Source organism: Microcoleus sp. MON1_C1, from assembly GCF_036701945.1.
Classification (GTDB): domain Bacteria; phylum Cyanobacteriota; class Cyanobacteriia; order Cyanobacteriales; family Microcoleaceae; genus Microcoleus.
Window position 1 is genome coordinate 36,654 of sequence record NZ_JAUBRO010000036.1, and the last position, 22,826, is coordinate 59,479.

A 22,826-nucleotide genomic window follows, 5' to 3' on the forward strand; every position below is an offset into this window, starting at 1 on the left:
TGTAGTAGCGTTTGGGCGCTACTACGAACCTGTCACTCAAAATATATCTGCTATATAGTTAAAAACACCTTGACTTCCCTCACCGTACTTTCCGATAAATTCAGCGATTAGTCGATCGCTACACCTTTCTATAGCTTCAGCAATAGAACTTTGTGCTAAAACTTGACTGGCGGATAGACGCAAAACTTCAAACAAATTGACAGTGAAATCAGTATCTTCACTGACAAAATCCCACAGTTCTCGACCTATTAAAGTTATCATTTCCGAATTTGGCAAAATTTGCTTCAGCAAACCAAGTGTTACAGTTTTATTAGTTCTTTTGCCGTAAGCTATACCAATATAAGCGCGATCGCCCTCCTGAATTTTTTCCTCAATTTTGGCAGCCCAATATACTATCTGGTCTTTATCCATATCATTCGGGCCACTTGTGACCTGTATCCAGCATTTCTGACCATCACTGGTAGTTTTAATTGCGTCCCATCCTGACTCTTCCGGTGGACTTTCTGCACTTTCAGAGCAAGATATCAATAGTTTTTGAATAAAAAATCCCATTGAAGTGACAATAGACCTAGTAGCCGTCATATAAACATTAAGCCTGACAACTTCTTCAGGAGTGTCCAGATTTAACGCCCTGATTAAAAATGGGTTGGGATGAATTTTCCCTAAAGTCAGATTTTCCACCATAACTAGCTGTCGCCCAGTAAAATCTCGACAAATGCTGGCTAAAAAATTTTCAGCGATAGTAAGTTGCAGCGAAAGCTTGCCTGAAGATATAAATGCTAAAATGCGTTCAATCTCATCGGGAGTAAATCTGAGCGCTGTTTGGCCAGATATGCTGCTGATGCCGTTTCTGAGTGTTGCTGCTTCTAAGTTAAAAAATTCTTCTAACTCCGCAAAGTGACTGGCAAAAGAGCGAGACTTTCTGGCAGGCAGTCCTACTTCTTTTTCTAAAATAAATGCTAATAATTCATGAAGTTGCTCTGACACTTTTATTTGTCCTCAACTCTTTTATATATTAGTTAACTGAAAAGAGAAAGCTGAAGAAACTCATACTTTACTAAAATCCAAAAGCAAGAGCATCAAGCATATGCTTACCCTTCTCCCGCCCCACTTCTTGATATATATCCAAAAGTTCTTCGTAGGCAGTCTCTCCCCCTATAATATTCCAAAACTCATGTCCCATAATGACAGCTTGTTCAAAGGGCGTGTACTTCCTTGCCACTGACCATTTATAATCTGAACGATTTGGCCCGTAAGGATTGTCAGCCATAGCAGAATAAGATTGAGCATCGGGCCGAGACAGTCCGCACAGTAAATGATATCTCAGCAGGGGTTGAATTACCTCCAAGCATTGTCCTTTGTTGGGTTTCGATCCTTTAATTTCAAAGAAAAATTTCCTCCCGTCACGGGATAGCACGTACAAATCTGCTTTGACCGATCGCCTAACTAAATGGTTCGTTTTTTGAGCCTCAAGAACAGCTTCTATCATTTCTTCAAAAGCAGGTTTATTTCCATTTTTGTCGGCTGACTGCTCAAATAGCGCTATCTGACGCTCAATTTCATTGATAGCCTCTATGCTAACTTCGCCAGAAATTTCATAGCTTCTGCTTGCTTCTTGGTGATGTTCCAAAGCAATGAGTTTTGCACATTCTTCATAAGTTGTGCCCAAGCTGCTGCTGAAACCTCTTTCAAACTCGTTAATCCGTAGCAAGTCTGACGGGACGATCGCACACAGTCCCGGCGACCCCTAGGTTTTTTAGTTTGTGACCCCTGGGATGACGATCGTTGGTGAGGAAACTTGACAAGCAGCGGCCACACAACTTTTTTTAAGCTGGCTAGATTGGGGAGTAGTTTAAAAAATCAACCCGATGGATTCACTAACTTTTTTGCAGAAGATCAAGCTGACAGCGACAAGACAGGAGACTCCTGCCGAATCGGAATCTCAATAGTAAACTCTGTTCCCCTGCCTGGTGCAGAAATACACCCCAAGCTTCCCCGGTGTTTTTCCACTACAATTTGCCAGCTAATCGACAACCCAATCCCTGTGCCCTTACCGGGGGGTTTTGTCGTAAAAAACGGGTTAAATACGTGGCGACGAACCTCTTCCGATATCCCTGGCCCATTGTCCACAATTCGGACAGCTACCCAATTGCTGCTTGTTACTTCTGTGCTAATCCGAATCACGCTAGGATTCGCTTTAATTTCTTCTAGCGATCTCTGCGTGTTCCACTCGTCAATAGCATCGATCGCATTTGCAAGTACATTCATAAATACCTGATTCATTTCTCCCCCATAACAGTCCACTTCGGGCAGGTTTGGGCAATAGTCCCGCACTACTTCAATCGAGGGGCGGTCTGAGTTAAATTTTAGCCGACTCTGTAAAATCATCAGCGTGCTGTCGATCCCTTCGTGAAGGTTGACCGATCTCATTTCATATCCTTCTTGCCGTGCGAAGAGGCGCAAAGATAAAACGATTTCGCGGATGCGATCGGCTCCTAAGTACATCGATTTGAACATTTTAGGCAAGTCGTCTTTGAGATAATCTAGCTCGCTTGTGGCGATTTCTGCTTGTATATCTGGAGCCGGATTAGGATAGTGCTTTTCGTAGAGGTCAAGGATAGTGACCAAAGTTTTTGAATATTCCAGAGCATAAGAAAGATTTCCATAAATAAAATTAATTGGATTATTGATTTCATGGGCTACGCCAGCTACGAGCTGACCTAGCCCGGACATTTTTTCGCTCTGAATGAGCTGGCTTTGCACCTGCTTGAGTTCGTGCAGGGAATTTTCGAGCTCTAGGGCTTTGTGCCGCTCTCGCGCTTCCGATGCTTGCAAAGCTGCTTCTGCAAGCTTGCGTTCAGCAACCTCCTGGTTGAGGCGTTCATTCGTTTGGGAAAGTTCAGCGGTGCGCTGTTCTACTCGCGTCTCGAGCTCTTGTGTCAAAACTTGTAGGTCGGCTTGCGCTCGCTCGCGCTCGACAATTTGCGCCTGAAGCTTTTTAGTTAGATTTCGCAGATTCAGGTGCGTGATAGCCCGAGCTAAAACTTCTTCCTGTTGAAGGGGCTTAGTGATATAATCAACTCCCCCCACATTAAAGCCTTTGACTTTGCTTTCTGTATCGTCCAGCGCGGTCATAAAAATAACTGGGATATCTTTAGTTAAGTCATTTGCTTTTAGATTTTGACAGGTTTTAAATCCGTCCATCTCTGGCATCAGAACATCCAACAAAATTAAATCCGGCTGGGAATATTGCACTTTTTTGAGAGCGCTAGACCCACTGCGAGCTACCCAAACAGTGAAGCCAGATGCGCTCAAAAAATCCAATACTGAACCCAGATTAGTGGGCGTATCATCCACAATTAAAATGGTGCCTCTGTCTAAAGATTCGCTAGTCATTTTTACTCCTCATCTAAACTGTTGAACAAATTCTACTAATTTGTCTTCTTCAAAGTTTTTAGTTAATTCAAGCAACTGATTGACAAAAGGTGCATAACGCATATCTATTGCCTTCAGCTTGCTGGCTCGCTTCTCAATACTGAGGAGTTCACCTTTCATCGCTAAATCGAACAGGACTGCAACTTCTTCCGAAGGGGGAGCAATCATTTGTTGGTCTTGGATTTGGGAAGAGGCATCGGTAAATATACCTTCTGAACGGAAAGTTGTTCGCTCCTCATAAACCCATTCTAAACCTAAATGGTTGCCCAAGCATTCTAATAACTTTTCTGCCCGAATTGGTTTGAGGAGAAAAGCGTTGCAACCAGCCTGGAAAATGCTGTGGGGCTCGCCGGATAAAATGCTAGCAGAAGTTCCGATCGCGATTACATCTTTCAATGCAGGGATTTTTCTGATCCGCCTCACCGCTTCAAAGCCGTCCATGACTGGCATTACTAAGTCAATTATAATACAGTCCGGCTGAAATAACAGCGCTTTATTCACGCAGTCTTGACCGTCCGTTGCCTCCCTTAATTCAAACCCAATAGGATCTAAAAGATTAACTAGGACAGAGCGATTTTCCCAGCGATCGTCAACTACTAAAATTTTCCGCCGATCGCCTGAGAAACCCCTGATAATTTTTTCAGTTTCTTTTTGATACCCTTCCCAGTTTTCGGTAATAGGCAACTCTAACTCAAACGAGAAAATACTGCCTTTACCTAAAGAGCTTTGTACTTTCAGTTCGCCGCCCATCATCTCCACTAATTGGCGACTAATTGGCAGCCCTAATCCTGTCCCCTCTATCTGGCTAACTGAATCGCTGGCTTGCTCGAAGGGCAAAAATATTTTTGAGAGTTCCTCCGGCGCGATGCCAATGCCTGTATCTTCTACTTGGAAAATAAATTTCGCTGTTAGGGATTGGGGATTGGCGATTGGTGATGACAAAGATTGCTGAGTCTCCAGCCTGTGTACTTTAAAACTAACGCCTCCTTTTTCGGTAAATTTTATGGCATTACCGAGTAAGTTGATGAGAATTTGCCGCAACCTTTTTTCATCGGCTTGGACGCAAGTGGGAAGTGCAGTTAGCGGTTCGTAAATCAAAGAGATTCCCTTCTGTTGGGCGCGAATCTGGCAGATTTCAGTAATGCCTTGGAGAAAGTCTGACAGGTGAAACTCGGTGAGATAGAGTTCCATTTTTCCGGCTTCGATTTTGGACAGGTCTAGAACGTCATTGATCAGAGTGAGGAGGTGTTCGCCACACTGATGAATGATGTTAATACCAGAATTTTGCTGACTGGTTAAACCTGTGTCTCGTTTGAGGATTTGGGTATAACCTAAAATGCCGTTGAGCGGTGTGCGAAGTTCGTGGCTCATGTTGGCGAGAAATTGGCTCTTGGCGCGGTTTGCGGCTTCGGCCGCTTGCTCGGCTCGCTGTCGCTCTTGAATTTCCACTTCTAGGCTCGTATTTTTGGCTTTTAATTCCTCGGTTCGCTCTTCTACTTTGACTTCTAAAGTGTGATAGAGGTTGGCATTTTCTAAGGCGATCGCAGCTTGTCCCGATAGCATCCGCAAAACTTCTACCCGCTTCGGCGTGAAAGCGCCAGCAATCACGTTGTTTTCTAGGTACAGGATGGCAGTTAACTTACCTTGATATAGGATAGGCGCACACAAAATTGATTTTGGTTTGTGCTGGGTAATGTAGGGGTCGGCGTTAAAGATTTCCTCGCGGCCCGAATCATTTAAAACGACATCTTTCTGAGTTCTGGTGACGTAATTAAGTACCGAAATAGGCACTAGCCCAGAAGTTGATACTGGTAAAGATTCCAGCACTCGGACTCGATCTTTAGTCCCCGCCGCTTCTATAACAAGTTGACCTTCTTTTGAGAGAATAAGCGCTCCACTTTCAGCACCTGCGTTTTCTATCAAAATTTTCATTAACTTGGTGAGCAAGTTAGGTAGAACAATTTCGCTAGAAATGGCAATAGATGCTTTCATTACAGTTGCCAAGTCTAGCAACTCTGTTTGACCGCCTGTAATGGTCAAAGGAGGAATTGTCATCTTAGGATCGAAAGGGGTTTCGGTGACCGCAGGCGATCGCGCTATTAATTGCGGATATTTTTCTTCTAGATGTTTAACTTTAGCTAAAGCTCCCCAGCGCATATAGGCATAATAAGCATCGGTCATGTAGGTTCGGGCAATCTTTTCTTTACCCCATGAACAATAGAATTTAGCAGCGAGTTCCTGAGCTAGTGCTTCTTCGTTGATATACTCGTTTTCTTTAGCAAGAGCGATCGCTTTGTCGTACATCTCGATCGCTTCTACTTTTTCGCCTAAAACACGATATTTTTCGGCCTCTACTAAATAGAATTTATGCAGATGATTCATTGGGGCATACTGCGCCCATTTTTGCAATTTCTCTTGATTAGCTTGTACTCGGTTAAGAATGTCCTGTTGGTCGGACTGCGAAGTTTCAGGATACACAGCTAGCCGTACTAGAGAATCGTAGAAATAGAAGATAACAACAGTTAGCTGCCCTGTAGATGAGCCGAAAGAACTTTCTACTTGAGGGATATTTTTTAAAGCTTCCGCGTAATTCTCAAACACATAACCAAGCGCAACTTTGTGCAAGTATAAGTAATGAATTGCCAGTTGGTTGTTGGTTTGCTGATATAGCGGCAGCATTTTGTCTTCGTCGTAGACTTCCCCCTTTAACTGCCATATATTTTCGCTTCTTCCCATCATGTTTAAGACGGCTTGCCAACAAATTTTTGTATTATTAAGCGCTGTTTCTTGGCTGATTTTATGAATGGCATATGTATAAGTTGCTATCTCTCGTTCGAGTTGCATTAGTTGCTTGCCAACAAAAAACGAGTAATGACTCCACACCATGACGGCATAGCCAGCATATTCTAAATCTCCAGTTTCCAGCCCCGTAGAGAAAGCTGCCAGGAAAGGTTCTAAGGTATTTCGGACGTGTTCTTTCCAATGTTGAACAGCAGCATACACTAAGTGGCAAGTCTTGACTTCGATTTCTTTGGCATTTAACTTTGACACTAGACGTAAAGCTAATTGGCCCAACTCATAGCCCCGCTCAATATCTCCTACCGCCCCGCAAAGAAGAAGACTGTATAGCGCATACGCAAAGGGAGACACAGAAGCATTGCCATATTGAACGGATAAATCGACCTGTTTGCACACTGTTAAAGGCACCAGTGCGGGCATCCCAGAATAGCAAGCAGAAAATATACTTGACAAAATCCTGATCGCTGCTAATTGATAAGGATCGGTCATTTCAGGGAGATCGATTAAGTCCTCCATTCGGGTTCCGCTCAAAATTGCCGCAGTTTCCCCCAGCGCCTGGCCAATATCAGATGGGTTTGGCGAGTCGGGAAACTCTACCTCCAACTGCTTTAAGACTTGCAGCCCCGTATTCAATGCTTCCACCAGCTTGTTCTGCGCCATATAAGCTTGAATCTGGACTTCGTACACTTTTACTTTGTCCAATAGCGTGTTGGCGCAGTTTTGTACTATCTCAACGAATCTCTGCATTCCGTCAAAATCACCACTCAAATATGCTGACTCTGCTGCTTCCTCATGCAGCCTTAATGTCAGTTCATACCGATTGTCCCAACTATCTACCGCTAGCAGAGATAAACCCACTTGCAAATATTTGACGGCGGAATCGTGGGCTGTAGCAGCTTTCGCTTTCTGACCTGCAATCAGATTCAATTGGGCTAGTTCATATTTTTGGGATTCAGTGGTAAGTAAGTCAGTACCATAATTGAGTTGGTTAACTAAAGCGAAAATATTTTCTTTTCGGTCTTCGGGCGTTGTACTTTGCAGCAGCAGTTGACCGATTTTTAAGTGGGTCTCTTTTTTCTGCTCATCTGGAATCAAAGAATAGGCAGCTTGCTGCACTCGGTCATGTAAAAACTTGTAGTCAACCTTCACATCAGTTAAGGTAAAACCGCCCGATTCTTCCTGACTAAATACGAGGGGAATTTTGTATTCGTTGCTCAAAGGTAAAATCAACCCAGCTTGAAGTGCTGCCCACAATTGCGCCGCCGTGACTAAGGATGATTCCTGATTGACAATCGCCAAAACTTCTAAGTTAAAAGTGTTGCCAATACAAGCAGCAAATTTTAATACTTTTTGGGTATCTTCTGGCAATTTGCGTATGTTTCTAGCAATCAGTTCGACAACATTGTAATCGGTGATGCCGATCGCTTGAATTTGCTCGATATTCCATTGCCAACCCCCCTTTGTCCCCCCTTGGTAAGGGGGGATTAGGGGGGTGAAGTTATAAGTCAACAAATCTTCTTGATAGAGAGTTTTGAGGAGTTGACTTAAGAAGAAAGGATTGCCCTGCGTTTTATTAAAAAGTAGAGACGCGAAATTTCGCGTCTTTACTGAAAGGGATTCCGAACCGCCAGCTTCATTTAAAGTATCCGCAATTAATTCTTCGACATGAACTAGGTGTAATGGTTGAAGGACAATATTATTCACCGTCGCACCACTTTGGCGAATCTTGTCAATTGTTTGAATCGTCGGATGAGTTGGAGAAACTTCGTTATCTCGATATGCCCCAATCAGCAAGAAATACTTGCTATCAGAATCAGTTATTAGCAATTCAATTAACTTCAACGATGCTGAATCCGCCCACTGCAAGTCATCGAGGAAGATAACTAAGGGATGGTCAATAGTCGTAAATACGCCAATGAATTGTTTAAAGACGCGGCTGAAACGGTTTTGAGCTTCAGTTGCCCCTAGTTCTGCTACGGGTGGCTGTTTGCCAATAATTAATTCGACTTCAGGGATAACATCAATGATGACTTGTCCGTTATCGCCTAAAGCGGATAACAGTTTTTCTTTCCAAGTTTGGATTTCTACTTCGCCTTCGGTTAGAAGTTGCTGAGTTAAGGATTGGAATGCTTGAATCAGGGAAGCATAAGGAATATTGCGCTTGAACTGGTCAAATTTCCCCGCAATAAAATAGCCTCGTTGCCGCACAATGGGTTTGTGAACTTCATTGACCAAAACTGTTTTGCCTATCCCGGAATAACCGGAGACCAGCATTAATTCGGTGGTGCCACTGGCAACGCGCTCGAAAGTTTCTAGAATTTCTTCAATTTCTTTGTAGCGACCGTAGAGCTTTTGCGGTATATTTAATTGCCCTGCTTTATCCGCACTTCCAACAACAAAGTTGGAAATATCTCCGCTAGCCTGTAGTTGGATAAAACAAGTTTCTAAGTCAAATTTTAGTCCTTCAGTGCTTTGGTAGCGGTCTTCAGCATTTTTAGCTAATAACTTCATCGCAATCGCTGAAATTTGGGGTGGGATTTCAGGATTTAGCTGGTGAGGGGGAATGGGAGTTTTGGCAATATGGCTGTGTACCAATTCCAGCGGGTCTGTGGAATTAAAGGGCAACTCGCCTGTGAGCATTTCATAGAAGGTAACGCCTAGTGAATAAAAATCAGTGCGGTAGTCAATTGACCGATTCATCCGGCCAGTTTGTTCGGGCGACATATAGGCGAGTGTGCCTTCGAGCAAATCGGGATGGCTGAGCGTCGAATTTTCTCGCTCCAGGCGCGAAGCGATGCTGAAATCAATAATTTTAACTTTTTCAGTGGCTGGGTTGATGATAATATTTTGTGGCTTTACATCTTTATGAATAATGTTATGTTTATGGAGTTCTGCTAAGGCAGAGACAAGCTGGAGACCCAAAGAAAGGAATTGAATGATTGAGACTTTTTTACCCTTCATCCAATCGTTGAGAGACTCGGAGCCGGAATCTTCTAATATCAGTGCTAAACCGTTTTTATAGCTTTCTAAACTAATGGCTTTGATAATCGATTCTACGTTCAAGCTGTGCAGGATTTGATATTCGTGTCGCAAGCGGGTGATGTCCGAAAGAGTGGGATACTCAGCCTTTAGCCTTTTGACGATCACGCTGGAAAAGTCTGAATCCTTCCGAGCGCGATCGACTGAAGTTCTTATCCCGCTGTGGAGGGTTTCAACGAATTGATAGCCAGCTAAGTTGATGGTCATTGTTATTCTACCGATCGCAAGGGAATTGAGTGTGAGGTTAAGGCCGGTTTTAAAAGTTAATTATTATTGGAGCTGATCGTAACATAGTAATTTACTCAACAAAAGTGAGCTCATGTTTCGCTTCTGGCAATCATGGTCTCATGAGATTGTGTTGTTAACTGTGCTGCGTCAAGGCGCGTTTTGGGTGTTTGTTGGGGGATTAGTTGGCTGCACTTTCAAGGGGGGTGTCGATCGAGTGTTTTGCCGTTGCTGATAATTATCGTTGTCAACCATCACCTCAAACCGAATCATCTATCCATCCGCAAGCCGAACAATCCCAATGAACAGGCGGCGTTTCATACTGGGGGTAAGTCATTTCACATTGGGGACACCGGTCAGTAAACAGTGGGTGGGTATCCAAAAGTTCTAACTGTTTTTCTTTCTGGTGTCCACCGCTGCCTCGGTTGCAGAATCAATTCGCCACCATAGTAGCTTGCCCCTTCGGGTTCCCACACTTCATCGGGTTCAGCGTTGGCGTCTGCTCAAAAGTCGGGGCAAGTGTCGGTGTCTGAGCCTGTGGGATGAACTGCACAGATTAAGTGTGGGTTGCGGGCGATCGAGGAGACAGCGAGCGCATTCGGGAAGTTTGGGCATGGCGGGCGTGTTGGGGTTTTGGTTTGGGTGTAGTTTCCCAAAAATTGGGGCGTTGATGGCGATCGTACTCGCGTCAAAACATTCCTGCCTTACCGTTATCAAGGATATTGGGCAAAAACTGGGCTAGCTATCGCGACTGCGAGTTACTTGAAACGCATGAGAGTGAGCTTACCGCCAACTGTCATGCTGTGTATCAAATTCTAAATTAACGGGATCACTCCTCAGGTTAATTCCTTTCGCGGTCACACAACCACCAAACGTTGTCCAAAAACCAGGGCGTGTACCCGCACAGCGAGCTGTTAATCCCTCACCCTCTTACCAACGTCCCATGTGTTCACGCCCTTGGGTATGAAACAAAATATGCCTCCCTCGGTGGGATTGCTGTTTTTTAGCGGGCGTTAAAATTGATAGTTAAAATTGACGATAAAATTCAAGCAATGACCCTAGCTTTCATTGACCTTGAACGCATTCACAGTTTACAGTGTAAAATTACAGCCCAAAGTTTAGGTTAATTGGACTGGCAATACGACTGTGCAAATGGTAGCTCCAAAATCTAAAATAGAAAGGAGAGCGATCGCAGAGTTGGCAAAACTTGGGGAATAGGTGTAATTACCTGTATTTTGCAATACTAACTATGCTTGCCAATAAGATTGCAGTTGTCACAGGTAGCTGGAAAGGAATTGGTGCTGGCATCGCCTTTGAATTAGCAAAATCTGGTGCAGATATTTGTGTCAACTATTGCGATTCTCCAACATCTGCACTCGAAGTAGTCAACCAGATTCGCTACACCTATAGGTAGCTTTTCTAAGGCTTTCCCAAATAAAGAATACCGAGAGCAATTGTAGCTCCCGGTATGAGTTTTTCCAATTCCGTTGTTGTTAGGTAAATCCAATCAGGCTCAATTTGGTAAAATTTGTCTCACTCAATTAAGCGCAGCCTTCTGCGTACTGAGTTCACCATTCGTTACACCAAACGCCGATCGTTATTGGTTAGCCTGTTCTAGGGCCGGATTCGCTGGATTTCCAGCAATTTGAGCCAAGTTAATCTTGACGACTTTATTGCGAGCTTCAGTCACTTTGGGCAGGGTTAGCGTTAGAATGCCATCTTTGTATTCAGCTTGCACAGAGTCGTTTTGAATGTGTGCGGGCAAGGGAAGCGTCCGGTGGAATTTGCCATAGCGGAATTCTGAGCGGACGTAGCCGGGTTTTTCGTCTGTGTTTTCGTAGCGGCGTTCGCCAGAGATAGAAATTGCTTCGCGAGTGACTTGAACGTCAATGTCTTTGGGGTCAATTCCAGGCAGTTGCGCTTTTAATACGAAGTTGTCCCCAGCATCAGCAAATTCCACAGCGGGCATCCAAGTGGCTTGTGAGTTATCTTTCGTTGTTGCCCGTTGGTCAAAAACTTTATCGAGTTGCTGGCGGATCGTTTCAATTTCTGTGAATGGTTGCCAATAGCGCATCAACATAATCTGTCACCTCAAAGATTGGTAAGACTTTATAACGAAAGTTTGGGTTGAAGCCCGTTGCTTACAGTTATCATGATGCCGCTTCCTAAGTAGGAGCAACAGCCAGGAAAACCCCACTGAGTTGGTCGTATTTACCAGAATGAACGTGAAAGAATCAGAATTAATTGGCAGTGAAGAAAACCGTACAAAGCTATTCCTAGAAACCGACAATACTGTGACAACGCCATGATGAGCCAGCCTCAGGACTCTGGACGGCGCGAGCCTCGCCGGAAGGATCGCTGGTGTTGCCAACCGTACAAAAAATGCGGTGCGGGTGATGTGTAGCAGGCGCGTAAGGACGTGCAGAGCGGGCGCAAGCTGCTTTATAATAGCCATCGCTCGCTGTATGAGGGCTCTCGCATAATCCCCATCAAGCTTAAATATCTCCCTTATTTCTTAGTCCGCAGAGGCGGACTTAGTTTGTGTAGTTGCGGTTTCAACCGCCGAACTATGAAGGGGGTAGCTTGTATTAACCACACGCACTCAATCTATCCAAATTTCGTCAAGAACCGGAAAGCATCGAGTACGTGACTCGCGCAAACGTAAGGCGAAGTGTTGTAAAAAGCTTGCCAAGCCGCCGCTTTATCTTCGTCGTATTTATCGGCTCTTTCGGGGTATTTTCCTTGCCAATTTAGCCGAACTGCGTGACCGACTAATACATCTAAAACGATGTATTCTTCTACTTGCAATTCTGGGTTGCGCTGGGCGATCGCCGCCAACTCCATCAGCGCCTCAATATTGACTTGTCGGTATTCCGGCGCCACAATCTTATTCAACAAATGCTCGATTTGTAGCGCGAAATTCTTTTCTCCCGGCGTCATTTCCGATAATATAATATGGCTATCTAACCGATTGCGCCGCTCTAATTTGTCGCCAATTATCAAGCCTTTGCAGTGCCGCAGCAGTCCCCAAACACTCGGATAAAAATCCTTCGGTACGCGATTGACAGCACCTTCCATTTGCCGCTTCCGCCGCCATCCTCCCGCAAGCATTTGCGATTCTTCGGAAACTGGCGCTACTACCCATTCAATATCTTTTTCCTGCTGTTTGACGCGCAGGGATTCTTGCTGTTTGAGGATTTGATTCATTTCCTCGTATTCTGTCAACACTTGGCGCAGGCGATTTTTGATTTCAAAGGGACTTAGCTGCATTAAATGTTCGTAAGCTTCATTTTGCGTAACTCCCAATTCGCGGGCTAATTCGCTTGTTAACAGCAGAATAAAGTAGCTAACTCTCAGTGTCAGCAGACCTTTAAATAATTGCGGTTCTGCTTTAATTAGGACGCTGAGGTAAATTAGAATTTCTTGGGTGAGAACTCGATCGCGAATATCTTCTCCGCAGAATTGGCGAATTTTGTCCATCACTTCCGTGTAAGATCCGGGTCGCGAAATTATCGAATCTTCGCTGTAGGCTTTCCCCACAGCAATCTGTTTTTGCCGCACCAAAATGTCTGTCACTGCATCGGACAAGCTGATATCAACTTTGTCCAGCAAACCTGCGGCATGGCGGATGACTGCCCATTGGATTTTTGATTGCGAACTTTCTCCAGCTTTTGTATAAACTTCGTTGAGCAAATCCACAACTTGTACAGTGGCTTCGGCACCTCCAAATCCTGTATCAAAATTTATTCCTTTGAGGCGAACTAGCGTGTGTAGCAACTCAATTTGTTCGTACAAATTTTCTGAATCGCGCAGGCTGGTGAGCAATAACTGAGTATTAGTTTCAAGCTCTAATTTAAATTCTTGCGTGTGACCCAAAGACCAAGTTCTTTCAGGATTGTAAGCCAGATAGCTGCGCGTTTCTACTGCACCTGTCACCGGAGATTCGGTAAATTCAAAATCGTGCATCAAATCAATTCTCTCCGTGCCAGCAGTCAGCATTAACTGCTTAAGATTTCCGAGTTTAACTGGCGTGTTGTTACAGTGTCCATCCCGGAATTCCTTCATTAATTCTAACAACGCTTCCCGGCCGGTTTCCAGCATCGTGTGAGTCAGCATCAGCGTTACCGTAGGGCGTCCCAACTGATACCAGTGGCGGTGAATGTGAGCTATTTCGCTCTTGATTTGAGCTACTAAAAAATGGTAATCTAAAGTTAAGTAAAACTCTTGTCTGTTCAAAAATGAGGGGAGAAATACGATCGCCTCTTCGCGAATTTTAAACACCCGAGAAGTTGTTAAACTCCGCAAACGGCGCACGGGGCGGCCGGTTAAGCCTAATTGGTCGTTGCGTCCAATTTGCGTGTAAATAGCTGATAATTCTTTAGTCTGGCGGACTTGAATTGGATCTACCTGTTTTGGGGTTTGTGCCGCAATGCCGTTAGCGGCTAATTCTGCTTGCAAATCTTCGTCTTCAGCTAACAGTGCAATTTGCACTAAAGGTTCTCTGTGTTGGCCCACTGAGAGGTGCCTTCCCAGCGGGTCGATGTCGCCAACTGCGATTAATCCTTCGTTCAGCAATTGACCGAGAAAATACAAACTTTGCGCCCAAACGAGGGGAATATTTTCATTGGGTAAGCGCTGCTGGCTGCGGGGATTGAGCTTTTCTGCTTCTATATTTTCGGCGGGCACGTAGTACAATTCTGGTAGCAGCGGCAAACCAGAGCGATCGACTGCTAGAGATTCCAAACGCTGCTGGTACTCTTGCACTTGAGCTTGATTCCCCTGAAATATGCCGTCCAAGAGCAAATAAGTGAAAAATAGCGGCCACTCGCATTCAATGTGCTCGAACTGCCTTAATTCTGTGGGTTCGTAGTGCAGGCGATCGGCATCTTCCAAAACTGTTTGGTGTCCGTCCCGCAGAAACCGCTTGCAGCCGTAATTTCCTTGCAACTTGTCAATAATCTTATTTCGAGTCCGTTCTATTAATTCTCGATCTTCCACAGCAAAAGCCGGAAAACTAATCACGCTCAATAAAGCGGCATCTACTTCTTTTGAACTAGATTCGCGAGGCAAAAGCGATTCCAAAGTTATGCGACTTCTGGCAATTTCGTCGGGCAAAACGTGAATAACTGACGCTTGAGAACCTTGAATACCGAACAAATCCAACCCATTTATGGCTTCCAGCGCTGCTTTGGCCATGCCAACTGAACTGGCGTTCAATTCTGCATTGCCGCGATTGATTTTATGACCTCTTTCCCAAATTCCGTAATCCGGCGTGCGGTAGGCTCTACCGATGTAGTAAACTAAATTTTGCACGAAATTGACTTCATCTATTGTAAAAATTACGTGCAGCCCAGAAGCCGTCATTTGAGCAAGAATTAATAAGAATATAGATGTAGCGTCTAACTGTAAATGGCCCCACTTGTCATCACCGACCACAATACTTCCAGTTTGAGTATTGTATTTAGCGTGCAGCGCATCTAGCGGCGACTGAGTATTTTTAAAATGTTCTACTTTACTCGATTGCTGCATCATCGCAAACAGCAATCCGCGCATCAGTTTGACTGTGCTGTGTTCGAGTTCAAATGTTCTGCCCTGATCGCCATCAATTTTGCGGTAAGCTAAACCCAAACCCCAAACCGCGAGAATGCTGTACACGTTGTCGCGCACCCAGGCATCGGTGTAGTCGCCGTGGGCGTTAACGGCGGTACTCGCCGGCAGCAAACCAGTAATTGGATTTTGGCGCTTGAGGATGATGTTTTTGATTTGCTGGTAGTAATAATCTAATCTGGTTTGCCGCTGGGTTTTTGCGATCGCCATTTCGTTTTCCTTCTTTTTCCTGATGCGAGTAGATTTGCGGTGAATAGACTTTTAAATATATCAGATATTAGATCATTTCTCAAGTTATCCAAACACAAAAAGGTAATTGCCATGTCTACCCAAAACCACAATAACAACAGCGTTCCTTTCGTGAAAGTTGTCTACTCTACAGTGAAAATTAATGGTAAAATTGAGCTAGTACCGATGGAATGGTACGCAGACGGGTCTGTCAAAAAAATCGAACACTAATGCTCGATCGCACTTGGCTGGCAAACTCTAAGGAACTTGCGCGACCCGTCGCTTACAAAAAAACCGGTTTCTGGGCCACCGAACGATGACTTAACAGACTTTTGGTGGCACAAACCGGGTTTTTTGCGACCAAAACTGCTCTAGCGTCGATCGCCAATCTCAGCTAATTTAAATAACTAGGTGTGTAGGAATCTCAAAGAAAAAAATATGGATGGATCGCGCCCGCAATTTTCAGTGCTGGGACTACCAGTTCACATATTAGATGATTATGCAGGTTGGCTGATGCAGCGCCTGCATCAAGGGTTAGGAAGTCACGTCGTGACGCTGAATGCTGAAATGGCGATGCAAGCCGAGCAAAATCAGGCTTTAGCCGATGTAATCCGCAAAGCGGAACTGGTGATTCCCGACGGTTCGGGAGTGGTGCTGTACTTGCGGATGCGTGGCAAACCGGCGCAGCGCTATCCGGGGATTGAATTAGCAGAATCGCTGCTGCAACAAGCTGGAAAATTGCCTGATTCGGAACCACTATTTTTCTTTGGAGGTTCCCCCGGAGTAGCGGCTGCTGCGGCAGAAACTTGGCAGCAAAAAGTTAACGGATTGTCGATTGCTTCTCAACACGGTTATCTTTCCGCAGATGAAGAAAAAGACTTCCGTGAAAGCCTCAAAAAAATGCAGCCAAAACTGATTTTTGTAGGATTGGGAGTGCCGCGCCAAGAATTTTGGATTGCCGAACACCGACACCTTTGCCCTCAGTCAATTTGGGTGGGAGTAGGCGGCAGTTTCGATATTTGGGCGGGAACAAAAACCCGCGCGCCGGCTTGGTTTTGCGACAATCATTTAGAATGGCTGTACCGACTTTATCAAGAACCTTGGCGGTGGCGCAGGATGTTAGCTTTGCCACAATTTGCCTTGAAAGCTTTGGGGGATTTTAGAGCTTAAAAGCGGCCAGCACAAAATAGGTTTGTAGTGAGGTCTTTAGTCCTCATAGAATTCTGCGAACTTCAGTCCTCACTACGAACCTATTGCCATTAGACAATGTAAGGAGAATCGATCGCCTTTGCCCGATTAATCGCCACCAAAGTCTGGTAAATCAAAGCCGAAATCTCAGCGCGGGTAATATCCCGCTGCGGCGAAAGCCAGTCGCGGGAAGGATAATTAACCACAATCTTCAAAGCAGTTGCTGTGGCGATCGCACTTAAAGCAAAATTAGGAATTTGAGAACGATCGTTGTAAACTTTCAAAGAATCAGGATTGCCGCCCTTGAGTTCCAAACCGTTAACCAAAGATACGATCGCCTCACTCTTAGTCAAATTCTGATTCGGGCCGAACTTCAACCCCGGAAACCCCGCCAAAAACCCCCCCCGATTTGCCCGTTCGATCGCACTTCTCGCCCAAAAAGTAGCAGAAACATCAATAAAATTTGTAGCCGGCACCCTCGGAATCGGACTAAACGCACTCACCAACAGCGCCGCATATTGAGCACGGTTTAAACTCTCATCAGGCCGAAAAGAACCGTCAGGAAAACCGCTAATTATATTCGCCGCAGCCAAAGCTTCAATAAACTTCTGTGCCCAATGTCCAGAAATATCGCTGAACACCGCCCCGCCGATATTCGGATTGCCGCCACCCTTTCTCACCGCAGCTTGCACAGCTTTCAAAGCATTCACTTTCCCGTAACCAAACCAATCGCTGCGACCGTTGTTAGGATCGTAATTTCCCAGGCGATTGCCCAACTGGGGATCGGGATCGAGATCGACAATTTTCTCAGCAGTTTGTTCGAGAATTCCGCGCACTTCCCGCGCCGTCAAACGGGGGTTAGCCGAAAGTATCAACCCTGCAACCCCAGCGACTACTGGAGTGGCGCTGGAAGTACCGCCAAAAGTATCAGTATAGTCCCCCCAGTCGTAGCCCTGATTCCCGACTCGATCGGCAGTAAACACCCCCAAACCGGGCAAATACTGCGTCACCTCCGGCGGCGTGGCGATAAATCCGGTTTCTGGCAACCAAGTTCCCGGCGGCGCGTTGTTGCTGGGGGCGCAAACCGAGATGCTGCTACCCCAATTGCTGTAGGCTGCTTTTTTGTTGAGGGAAGTGGAAGCGCTGACGGCAATTACGTCGGGGTGAACGGCAAATCCGTTTAGCCATCTAGTTTGACCCTCCACGACGTTGTTGGGCCAGCCTTTCTCGTTAACAGTACCGTTGACTGGGCGGTTGGCATTCCCCGCAGCGAACAGAATAACGCAGCCTCTGCCGCCCCGCCCTTGGGTGGCGGCTTTGGTGATAACGGCACTCTGCCGCAGGGAAAGGGGATAGTAAACTGCAGCAGGCCCCCAACTGCAAGAAATGACGGCGGCCCCTTTTTCGATCGCCCAATTAAATATTTTTTCGACAGAATCGTCATCGAGAAAACCACTGGTACGGATGGGCATCAGGGCGCATCCGGGGGCGACGCCGACAATGCCTTTGCCGTTTTCTTCAGCAACGGCGACGCCGGCACAACTTGTGCCGTGGTTGTCTGAGTCGGCGACTGGCATCGGGGAAGTGTCGCCCTCTTTGAAATCGATGGGTGAGACGATTTTGCCTTGGCCTTGAAAATCTGGGTGGGTGATGTCAACTGAATCGTCGGCGATCGCAATTACGATCGATCGAACTCCACGAGTGATGTCCCAAGCTGGTTCGGCATAAATTTGAGCGCCGCCGACAAGTTGGTTGCCGCCTTTGTTATTGAGATACCACTGTTTGGGATAAAGCGGATCGCGGGGCGTGTAATGCTGCTGCGTCTCTACTAAAATGTTGGGCTCGGCGATCAAAACTTCTGGATATCTTGTCAAGCGGTTGGCAATTTTGACCGGATTTTCTGTTGCTTGTTTAGTGACTTCGCAGACGAAGGTGTTGGGAATTCCTTCTACTGGCCGGACTATTTTTAAAGCTGCTGCATTAGCGATCGCTTTTCGCGATTGTTCGTCTACTTGTTCCCCAAATTGAATAGTAATTTGGTCTGTCAGATAAAAGAATGTACTCGGATTGTTGGCGGGGCAATAGACGTGGCTGGCAAAAGCTACGGCATCGCTGGCGCGGGCTGCTTGCATTGCTGCTTCTAGGTTAGAGGGCGCAACGAGATATTCTTCCAGATTGAAGAGGCCGACGCGACGGTTGAGTTTTGCCCCAGTTGTTGCAGCCCAATCGTTTGAGGCTGATGCTGTTGGTGAGGGGCGGACTGTAAAGCGATCGTTCGCTTTTGACAGCAGCAATTCATCGCCGCCGCGCTGCAAAATCAGTGCCAGACTTTCATCGGGTACTCCAATTCCTTGATAATTTTGGAGAGTCTCGGAGGTCGGTTTGCTTGGTTGTACCATCAGAAATGTTCCTGTTTGACTTTGATGTCTATTTATCAAACATATTTATAAGCCGTCAGGGATGTTTTTACCATGAGGGGTTTGAAACTGTAACTAACAGCGGTAGTTTTTCCATCAGTCCGCGTCGGACTTAGTTTGTGAGATCGCGTTGCTAGCGGTTTCAACCGCCGAGTCTTTTTCGAGATCGGCGAGTTTTTCAGATAAACACGCTCAAATAAACACGCTAGGATTAACATTAAAAAATTCTCCCAGCGCCTTAGCTTGCGCCTTGCTAATCGCCCGTTTCCCATTAACCACCTCAGAGACTACTCCTTTGGAACCAATCACACCCACTAAATCGGCTTGTTTGAGTTCGCGAACTTCCATGAGATGCAATAGAACATCCTGGGGAGTCGCTTCTGGAATTGGGTAATATTTTGATTCGTATTCTTCGATCAACAGCCCCCAGAGACTCAGTAAAGTTTCTTCTTCTAGTGTTAATTCTTCCTGGGACATCAGAGATCCAAATTCTGCGAGGGCAATATCGTAATCTTCTTCGTTCAGGATGGGCTTAGGCTGCGATTTCGCCAGCAGTTGACCGTAAGCTATTTTTTCAATTGTGATGTTCATAGTTCATTCAATTCTTTATGACAACAAAAGGAAGAAGAAAGCAGGAATAATATTGTCCTGAAGTTTCTCCGAGGTGGGTGTTTGTTTCTCGGTGTCATGCTTTTAACCATTGGAGTGAATGTTTTTGATTTATTGATTGAATACATCAGGGAATCTGTAAGGATTTCCCGATGTATTTAGGGGAACCTCAACCTATTTTCTGCTTGACTTCATCTTCATCATTCCAGTTAATTTTGCTATATTCGGCATGGGTTAAAAACTTCTTAAAAAGTACATATCCGGTGCTATAGTTAATTTGTACAATTAATCTATAATGTTTACCTTTAATATTAAAAATAGTATATCCATAGACTTGATCGACCGATTTAGAATACCCCTGTCGGATCTCTTCTAGCGATTTCCAATCGTTGTCTTCCATGACCTTGCACCAGGCTGCGATCGCACTTGGGACATCACCGTAGGGTTCGATCGCACTCAGAAGATTTCTTGTGGACTTTAGTCTCATTCCAGTACCGTTTTTTAAACGACACCTTTATGTTCTCATACTGAGAACCTCCTGTCAAGTCTCTACTTGAATTTTTCATAAAAAGCCTTTTGCCCGATCGAACCCTTTGACATTTCAACAAATTTGGTTTACACTTAGCCGGTTGCGATCGCCAATGGTAAGATCGGCTCAAGCTAAATATTTTTTTAAAGCGCACAGGCGCAAAGTAATTTCATGGTATACTCTGGAACTGTTTGCTGGCTTCGCTCCACTGCCCGGATTACGATCGGGGCGATCGCAGCTTTTACCCTGTTGCAACCGCTCCAAGTCCAAGCACAACAACCTTCTGGGCCAGAGAACCAACCGCAAGTCGAACCCGCCGACGACCCCACAGACCCCAACAATCTTCGCCCTCTGACGCAAGACAGCAGCCTGCTGAGCGTCCAAGGAGGCCAGCGTTTGATGACAGAAGCCAGCAGTGCTATTTCCAATCAAAATTACACACTCGCCAGTCAAAAACTCCAAGAATCCCGCCAAATTTTCAATCAACTGTCCAACTTCTACCAACAACTGGGGAGCAGTTTTGCCGGAATTGACATCCGCTTGGCCGAAAGCCACCGCACCAAAGCTGTAGAAACAGCCCAAATGCGCGACGAAGCTACCTACCGGCTGGCGTTGGTACACCGGGCGCAAAATAAGCCCGAACTGGCTGTGCCTCTGCTGATTCAGATTATTCGATCGCAGCAGCCAACTCGCGACTTGGGCAAGAAAGCTTACCAGCAGTTACTGGAATTGGGTTTTGTGGATTCGCCCTTTCCCCGGCCAGCCAGCAGTCAACCGAGCTCCTCGACAAAATAGTTCCACTAACATCTAAATTACAGCCGTTTATCAGAGAAACCAATGGTTACACCGTCTCAAGTAGCAGAAATGATTAAGGCAGGGTTGCCCGACGCTAAAATAGAAGTTGAGGATTTGACCGGTGGCGGTGACCACTACCAGGCGAGAGTAGTCTCTGCAGCCTTTGAAGGAAAAAGCCGAGTACAGCAGCACCAACTGGTCTACGGCGCTCTCAAACAGGCAATGGCTAGTGAAGCCATCCACGCTTTGGGCTTGGAAACCTTAACTCCCGCAGAATGGGAAGCGAAAAGTCAAGTTGCTTAATTGTTGACTTGCAAGTGGATATCACAAATTTGTGCGGGTGTCAATAGTTGCTTGAAATACAACTGCTCCACTTACGCACAAAAACCACAAAAACCCGGTTCTTTTTACCGGAATCTATGGCTGTAACGAAAGATTTTCGTAAAAAACGCGGTTTCTGCGTCAGTCAACGTTTAAAAATTTTCAAACAATATTAGGACCTACCATGAGTACAACAGCACATCAAAGAATTGACGAGTTGGTTAAGCAAAACAAAATCATGGTGTTTATGAAGGGCAATAAGTTAATGCCCCAGTGCGGTTTTTCTAATACTGTGGTGCAAATTCTCAATACTTTGGGAGTGCCTTACGAAACTGTGGATGTTTTGGCAGACCAGGAAATTCGTCAAGGCGTTAAAGAGTATTCCAACTGGCCGACAATTCCCCAAGTTTATATCAACGGCGAGTTTATTGGTGGCTCGGATATTATGATCGAGATGTATCAAAAGGGCGAATTGCAAGAAGTTGTAGAAGTGGCTTTGGCTTCTTAAATTAGACCGAAAAAACATATCCCCAACTTCTTAAAGAAGTCGGGGATATAACAGCAATCGCGTTTTACGTGGAATTAGGTTGATTTACTTAATTATTCGTTATAGCAATACTAAATCATTTGTGAATTTCTTACTCCCTCCCCGCCAGTTCGGGGAGGGCTGGGGTGGGGTAAAAAATTTACGGCTCATTTAGGATTGCTATACCAGGCTCTGCCTGGGAACGCAATGCGGTCGGCTCGGCATCGAATTTTTAGGCTCCCAAAGCGAGGCCGAGCCTCTGGACATCGGTTCCCAGGCAGTGCCAGGGAACCCGTTACAATTCCCAATTCCCAATTCCCAATTCCCAAATCCCAAATCCCAAATCATCAAGGGTTTATCCAACCGAATTTGCTATTTAATAGTAGTCGGCTTCAGTTTGGGTCTGTGGCATTGCAAAATTGGAGGGGTCGTGAATGTAACGCGCTGCTTCTTCCTCTAGTCTGTGAATCAGATAGGGTTCCAGACCGTTGGAATGCCGCAGGGCTGCTAAATACCCGTCTAAGTAAAGCCGCAGGTCATCGAAGCGATAACCTCTATTCCACATTTCGACGAGGGCGTCGGTGAGTTTTTGGTAGTGCCGGATTGTTTGGGTGTCTTGTAGCATGGTGTGAGGTTGAAATCCTTTGTGGTTTGTATAATGACGGCGGGATTTAGGAATGGCCTCGATTGATGCTGAGTGGCTCCGGTTGAGGCTATTTCTAAATAAAAGTTTTTACCCTGCTCTACAGGCTACCCTCCATAAAAAATTTCACTCGTTGCAATGCAGTTGCTCGACTTTTGGCGCGCACCTAGATAATTCGCTGTGCGTTTAATGGAGTCGGGATGTTGCTGAATTTGGCGGTCAAAGTGGCTGAGTCTTCCGGCTCCCGAGCTAACGGTTGGAGGAATTCTAGTTTCACTTGCGCGATTTGTCAACCTCCTGGGAGTGGGGGCTGGGTCGGGGGGTTCGCTTTTGGCAGGCGGTTGGGGCATGGGATCAATCGGCTTTACACTGTCTTATTTTCATTGTAAGCTTACCGCCAGAATGATTTAACCTTTCTGCAGGCTGACCCTCGGAAATTGACCCAATATTTAAAAGTCCTAGCCT

At 45.6% G+C, this 22,826-nt stretch carries 17 protein-coding genes; 7 read left to right on the plus strand and 10 right to left on the minus strand.

Features of this window, described 5'->3' with window-relative positions; genetic code table 11:
- Nucleotides 1-36: 36 nt before the first annotated feature.
- From QUA62_RS19975 to QUA62_RS19990, 4 genes are all read right to left on the minus strand, one after another.
- The gene (locus QUA62_RS19975; RefSeq protein ID WP_333406201.1) at nucleotides 37-987 is read right to left on the minus strand and encodes a PmeII family type II restriction endonuclease; all 951 of its coding nucleotides are present in this window, start codon (nucleotides 985-987) and stop codon (nucleotides 37-39) included.
- A gap of 70 nt (nucleotides 988-1,057) precedes the next feature.
- Nucleotides 1,058-1,735: a TdeIII family type II restriction endonuclease gene (locus tag QUA62_RS19980; RefSeq protein WP_333406232.1), complete on the minus strand. Its 678-nt coding sequence runs from the start codon at nucleotides 1,733-1,735 to the stop codon at nucleotides 1,058-1,060.
- Nucleotides 1,736-1,896: 161 nt separating this feature from the next.
- Nucleotides 1,897-3,396: a response regulator gene (locus tag QUA62_RS19985; protein WP_333406203.1), complete on the minus strand. Its 1,500-nt coding sequence runs from the start codon at nucleotides 3,394-3,396 to the stop codon at nucleotides 1,897-1,899.
- Nucleotides 3,397-3,405: 9 nt separating this feature from the next.
- Nucleotides 3,406-9,480 carry an AAA family ATPase gene (locus QUA62_RS19990; protein ID WP_333406205.1) on the minus strand — a complete coding sequence of 2,025 codons (6,075 nt, stop codon included), beginning with the start codon at nucleotides 9,478-9,480 and terminating at the stop codon, nucleotides 3,406-3,408.
- 180 nt (nucleotides 9,481-9,660) lie between these two features.
- Here QUA62_RS19990 and QUA62_RS19995 point away from each other — a divergent pair, with 180 nt between their 5' ends.
- Nucleotides 9,661-9,861: a hypothetical protein gene (locus QUA62_RS19995; protein WP_333406207.1), complete on the plus strand. Its 201-nt coding sequence runs from the start codon at nucleotides 9,661-9,663 to the stop codon at nucleotides 9,859-9,861.
- A gap of 886 nt (nucleotides 9,862-10,747) precedes the next feature.
- A complete protein-coding gene (locus QUA62_RS20000) occupies nucleotides 10,748-10,912 on the plus strand; it encodes an SDR family NAD(P)-dependent oxidoreductase (protein WP_333406209.1) in 165 nt (54 codons plus the stop codon).
- 183 nt (nucleotides 10,913-11,095) lie between these two features.
- Here QUA62_RS20000 and QUA62_RS20005 read toward each other — a convergent pair whose 3' ends face one another.
- Together QUA62_RS20005 and QUA62_RS20010 are read right to left on the minus strand one after the other, a co-directional pair.
- Nucleotides 11,096-11,578 (minus strand): Hsp20/alpha crystallin family protein, encoded by a 483-nt coding sequence (locus tag QUA62_RS20005; protein WP_333406211.1) that lies wholly within the window; start codon nucleotides 11,576-11,578, stop codon nucleotides 11,096-11,098.
- Nucleotides 11,579-12,105: 527 nt separating this feature from the next.
- Nucleotides 12,106-15,315 (minus strand): glycoside hydrolase family 15 protein, encoded by a 3,210-nt coding sequence (locus QUA62_RS20010; protein ID WP_333406213.1) that lies wholly within the window; start codon nucleotides 15,313-15,315, stop codon nucleotides 12,106-12,108.
- Between the two features lie 111 nt (nucleotides 15,316-15,426).
- On the opposite strand from QUA62_RS20010, the gene QUA62_RS20015 reads away from it, so the two are divergent.
- Together QUA62_RS20015 and QUA62_RS20020 are read left to right on the plus strand one after the other, a co-directional pair.
- On the plus strand, nucleotides 15,427-15,564 hold the full coding sequence (locus QUA62_RS20015; RefSeq protein WP_333183364.1) for a hypothetical protein: 138 nt from the start codon (nucleotides 15,427-15,429) through the stop codon (nucleotides 15,562-15,564).
- Nucleotides 15,565-15,771: 207 nt separating this feature from the next.
- Nucleotides 15,772-16,503: a WecB/TagA/CpsF family glycosyltransferase gene (locus QUA62_RS20020; RefSeq protein WP_333406215.1), complete on the plus strand. Its 732-nt coding sequence runs from the start codon at nucleotides 15,772-15,774 to the stop codon at nucleotides 16,501-16,503.
- An 89-nt stretch (nucleotides 16,504-16,592) separates the two neighbouring features.
- Here the strand turns inward: QUA62_RS20020 and QUA62_RS20025 are convergent, their stop codons facing one another.
- The 3 genes from QUA62_RS20025 to QUA62_RS20035 all read right to left on the minus strand — a co-directional run bounded on the left by QUA62_RS20025 (nucleotide 16,593) and on the right by QUA62_RS20035 (nucleotide 20,034).
- Nucleotides 16,593-18,920 carry a S8 family serine peptidase gene (locus tag QUA62_RS20025; protein WP_333406217.1) on the minus strand — a complete coding sequence of 776 codons (2,328 nt, stop codon included), beginning with the start codon at nucleotides 18,918-18,920 and terminating at the stop codon, nucleotides 16,593-16,595.
- Between the two features lie 210 nt (nucleotides 18,921-19,130).
- Entirely contained in the window at nucleotides 19,131-19,529 is a 399-nt protein-coding gene (locus QUA62_RS20030) for a transcriptional regulator (protein ID WP_333406219.1), read from the minus strand.
- Between the two features lie 187 nt (nucleotides 19,530-19,716).
- Nucleotides 19,717-20,034: a type II toxin-antitoxin system HigB family toxin gene (locus QUA62_RS20035; protein WP_333406221.1), complete on the minus strand. Its 318-nt coding sequence runs from the start codon at nucleotides 20,032-20,034 to the stop codon at nucleotides 19,717-19,719.
- Nucleotides 20,035-20,247: 213 nt separating this feature from the next.
- Here QUA62_RS20035 and QUA62_RS20040 point away from each other — a divergent pair, with 213 nt between their 5' ends.
- From QUA62_RS20040 to grxD, 3 genes are all read left to right on the plus strand, one after another.
- Nucleotides 20,248-20,871, plus strand: a complete 624-nt coding sequence (locus tag QUA62_RS20040; protein WP_190734082.1) for a hypothetical protein — start codon at nucleotides 20,248-20,250, stop codon at nucleotides 20,869-20,871.
- Nucleotides 20,872-20,913: 42 nt separating this feature from the next.
- Nucleotides 20,914-21,174: a BolA family protein gene (locus QUA62_RS20045; protein ID WP_190657703.1), complete on the plus strand. Its 261-nt coding sequence runs from the start codon at nucleotides 20,914-20,916 to the stop codon at nucleotides 21,172-21,174.
- Nucleotides 21,175-21,376: 202 nt separating this feature from the next.
- The gene (gene grxD, locus QUA62_RS20050; RefSeq protein WP_190657705.1) at nucleotides 21,377-21,700 is read left to right on the plus strand and encodes a Grx4 family monothiol glutaredoxin; all 324 of its coding nucleotides are present in this window, start codon (nucleotides 21,377-21,379) and stop codon (nucleotides 21,698-21,700) included.
- 394 nt (nucleotides 21,701-22,094) lie between these two features.
- Here the strand turns inward: grxD and QUA62_RS20055 are convergent, their stop codons facing one another.
- Nucleotides 22,095-22,343 carry a DUF6761 family protein gene (locus QUA62_RS20055; protein WP_006634037.1) on the minus strand — a complete coding sequence of 83 codons (249 nt, stop codon included), beginning with the start codon at nucleotides 22,341-22,343 and terminating at the stop codon, nucleotides 22,095-22,097.
- Between the last annotated feature and the right edge of the window lie 483 nt (nucleotides 22,344-22,826).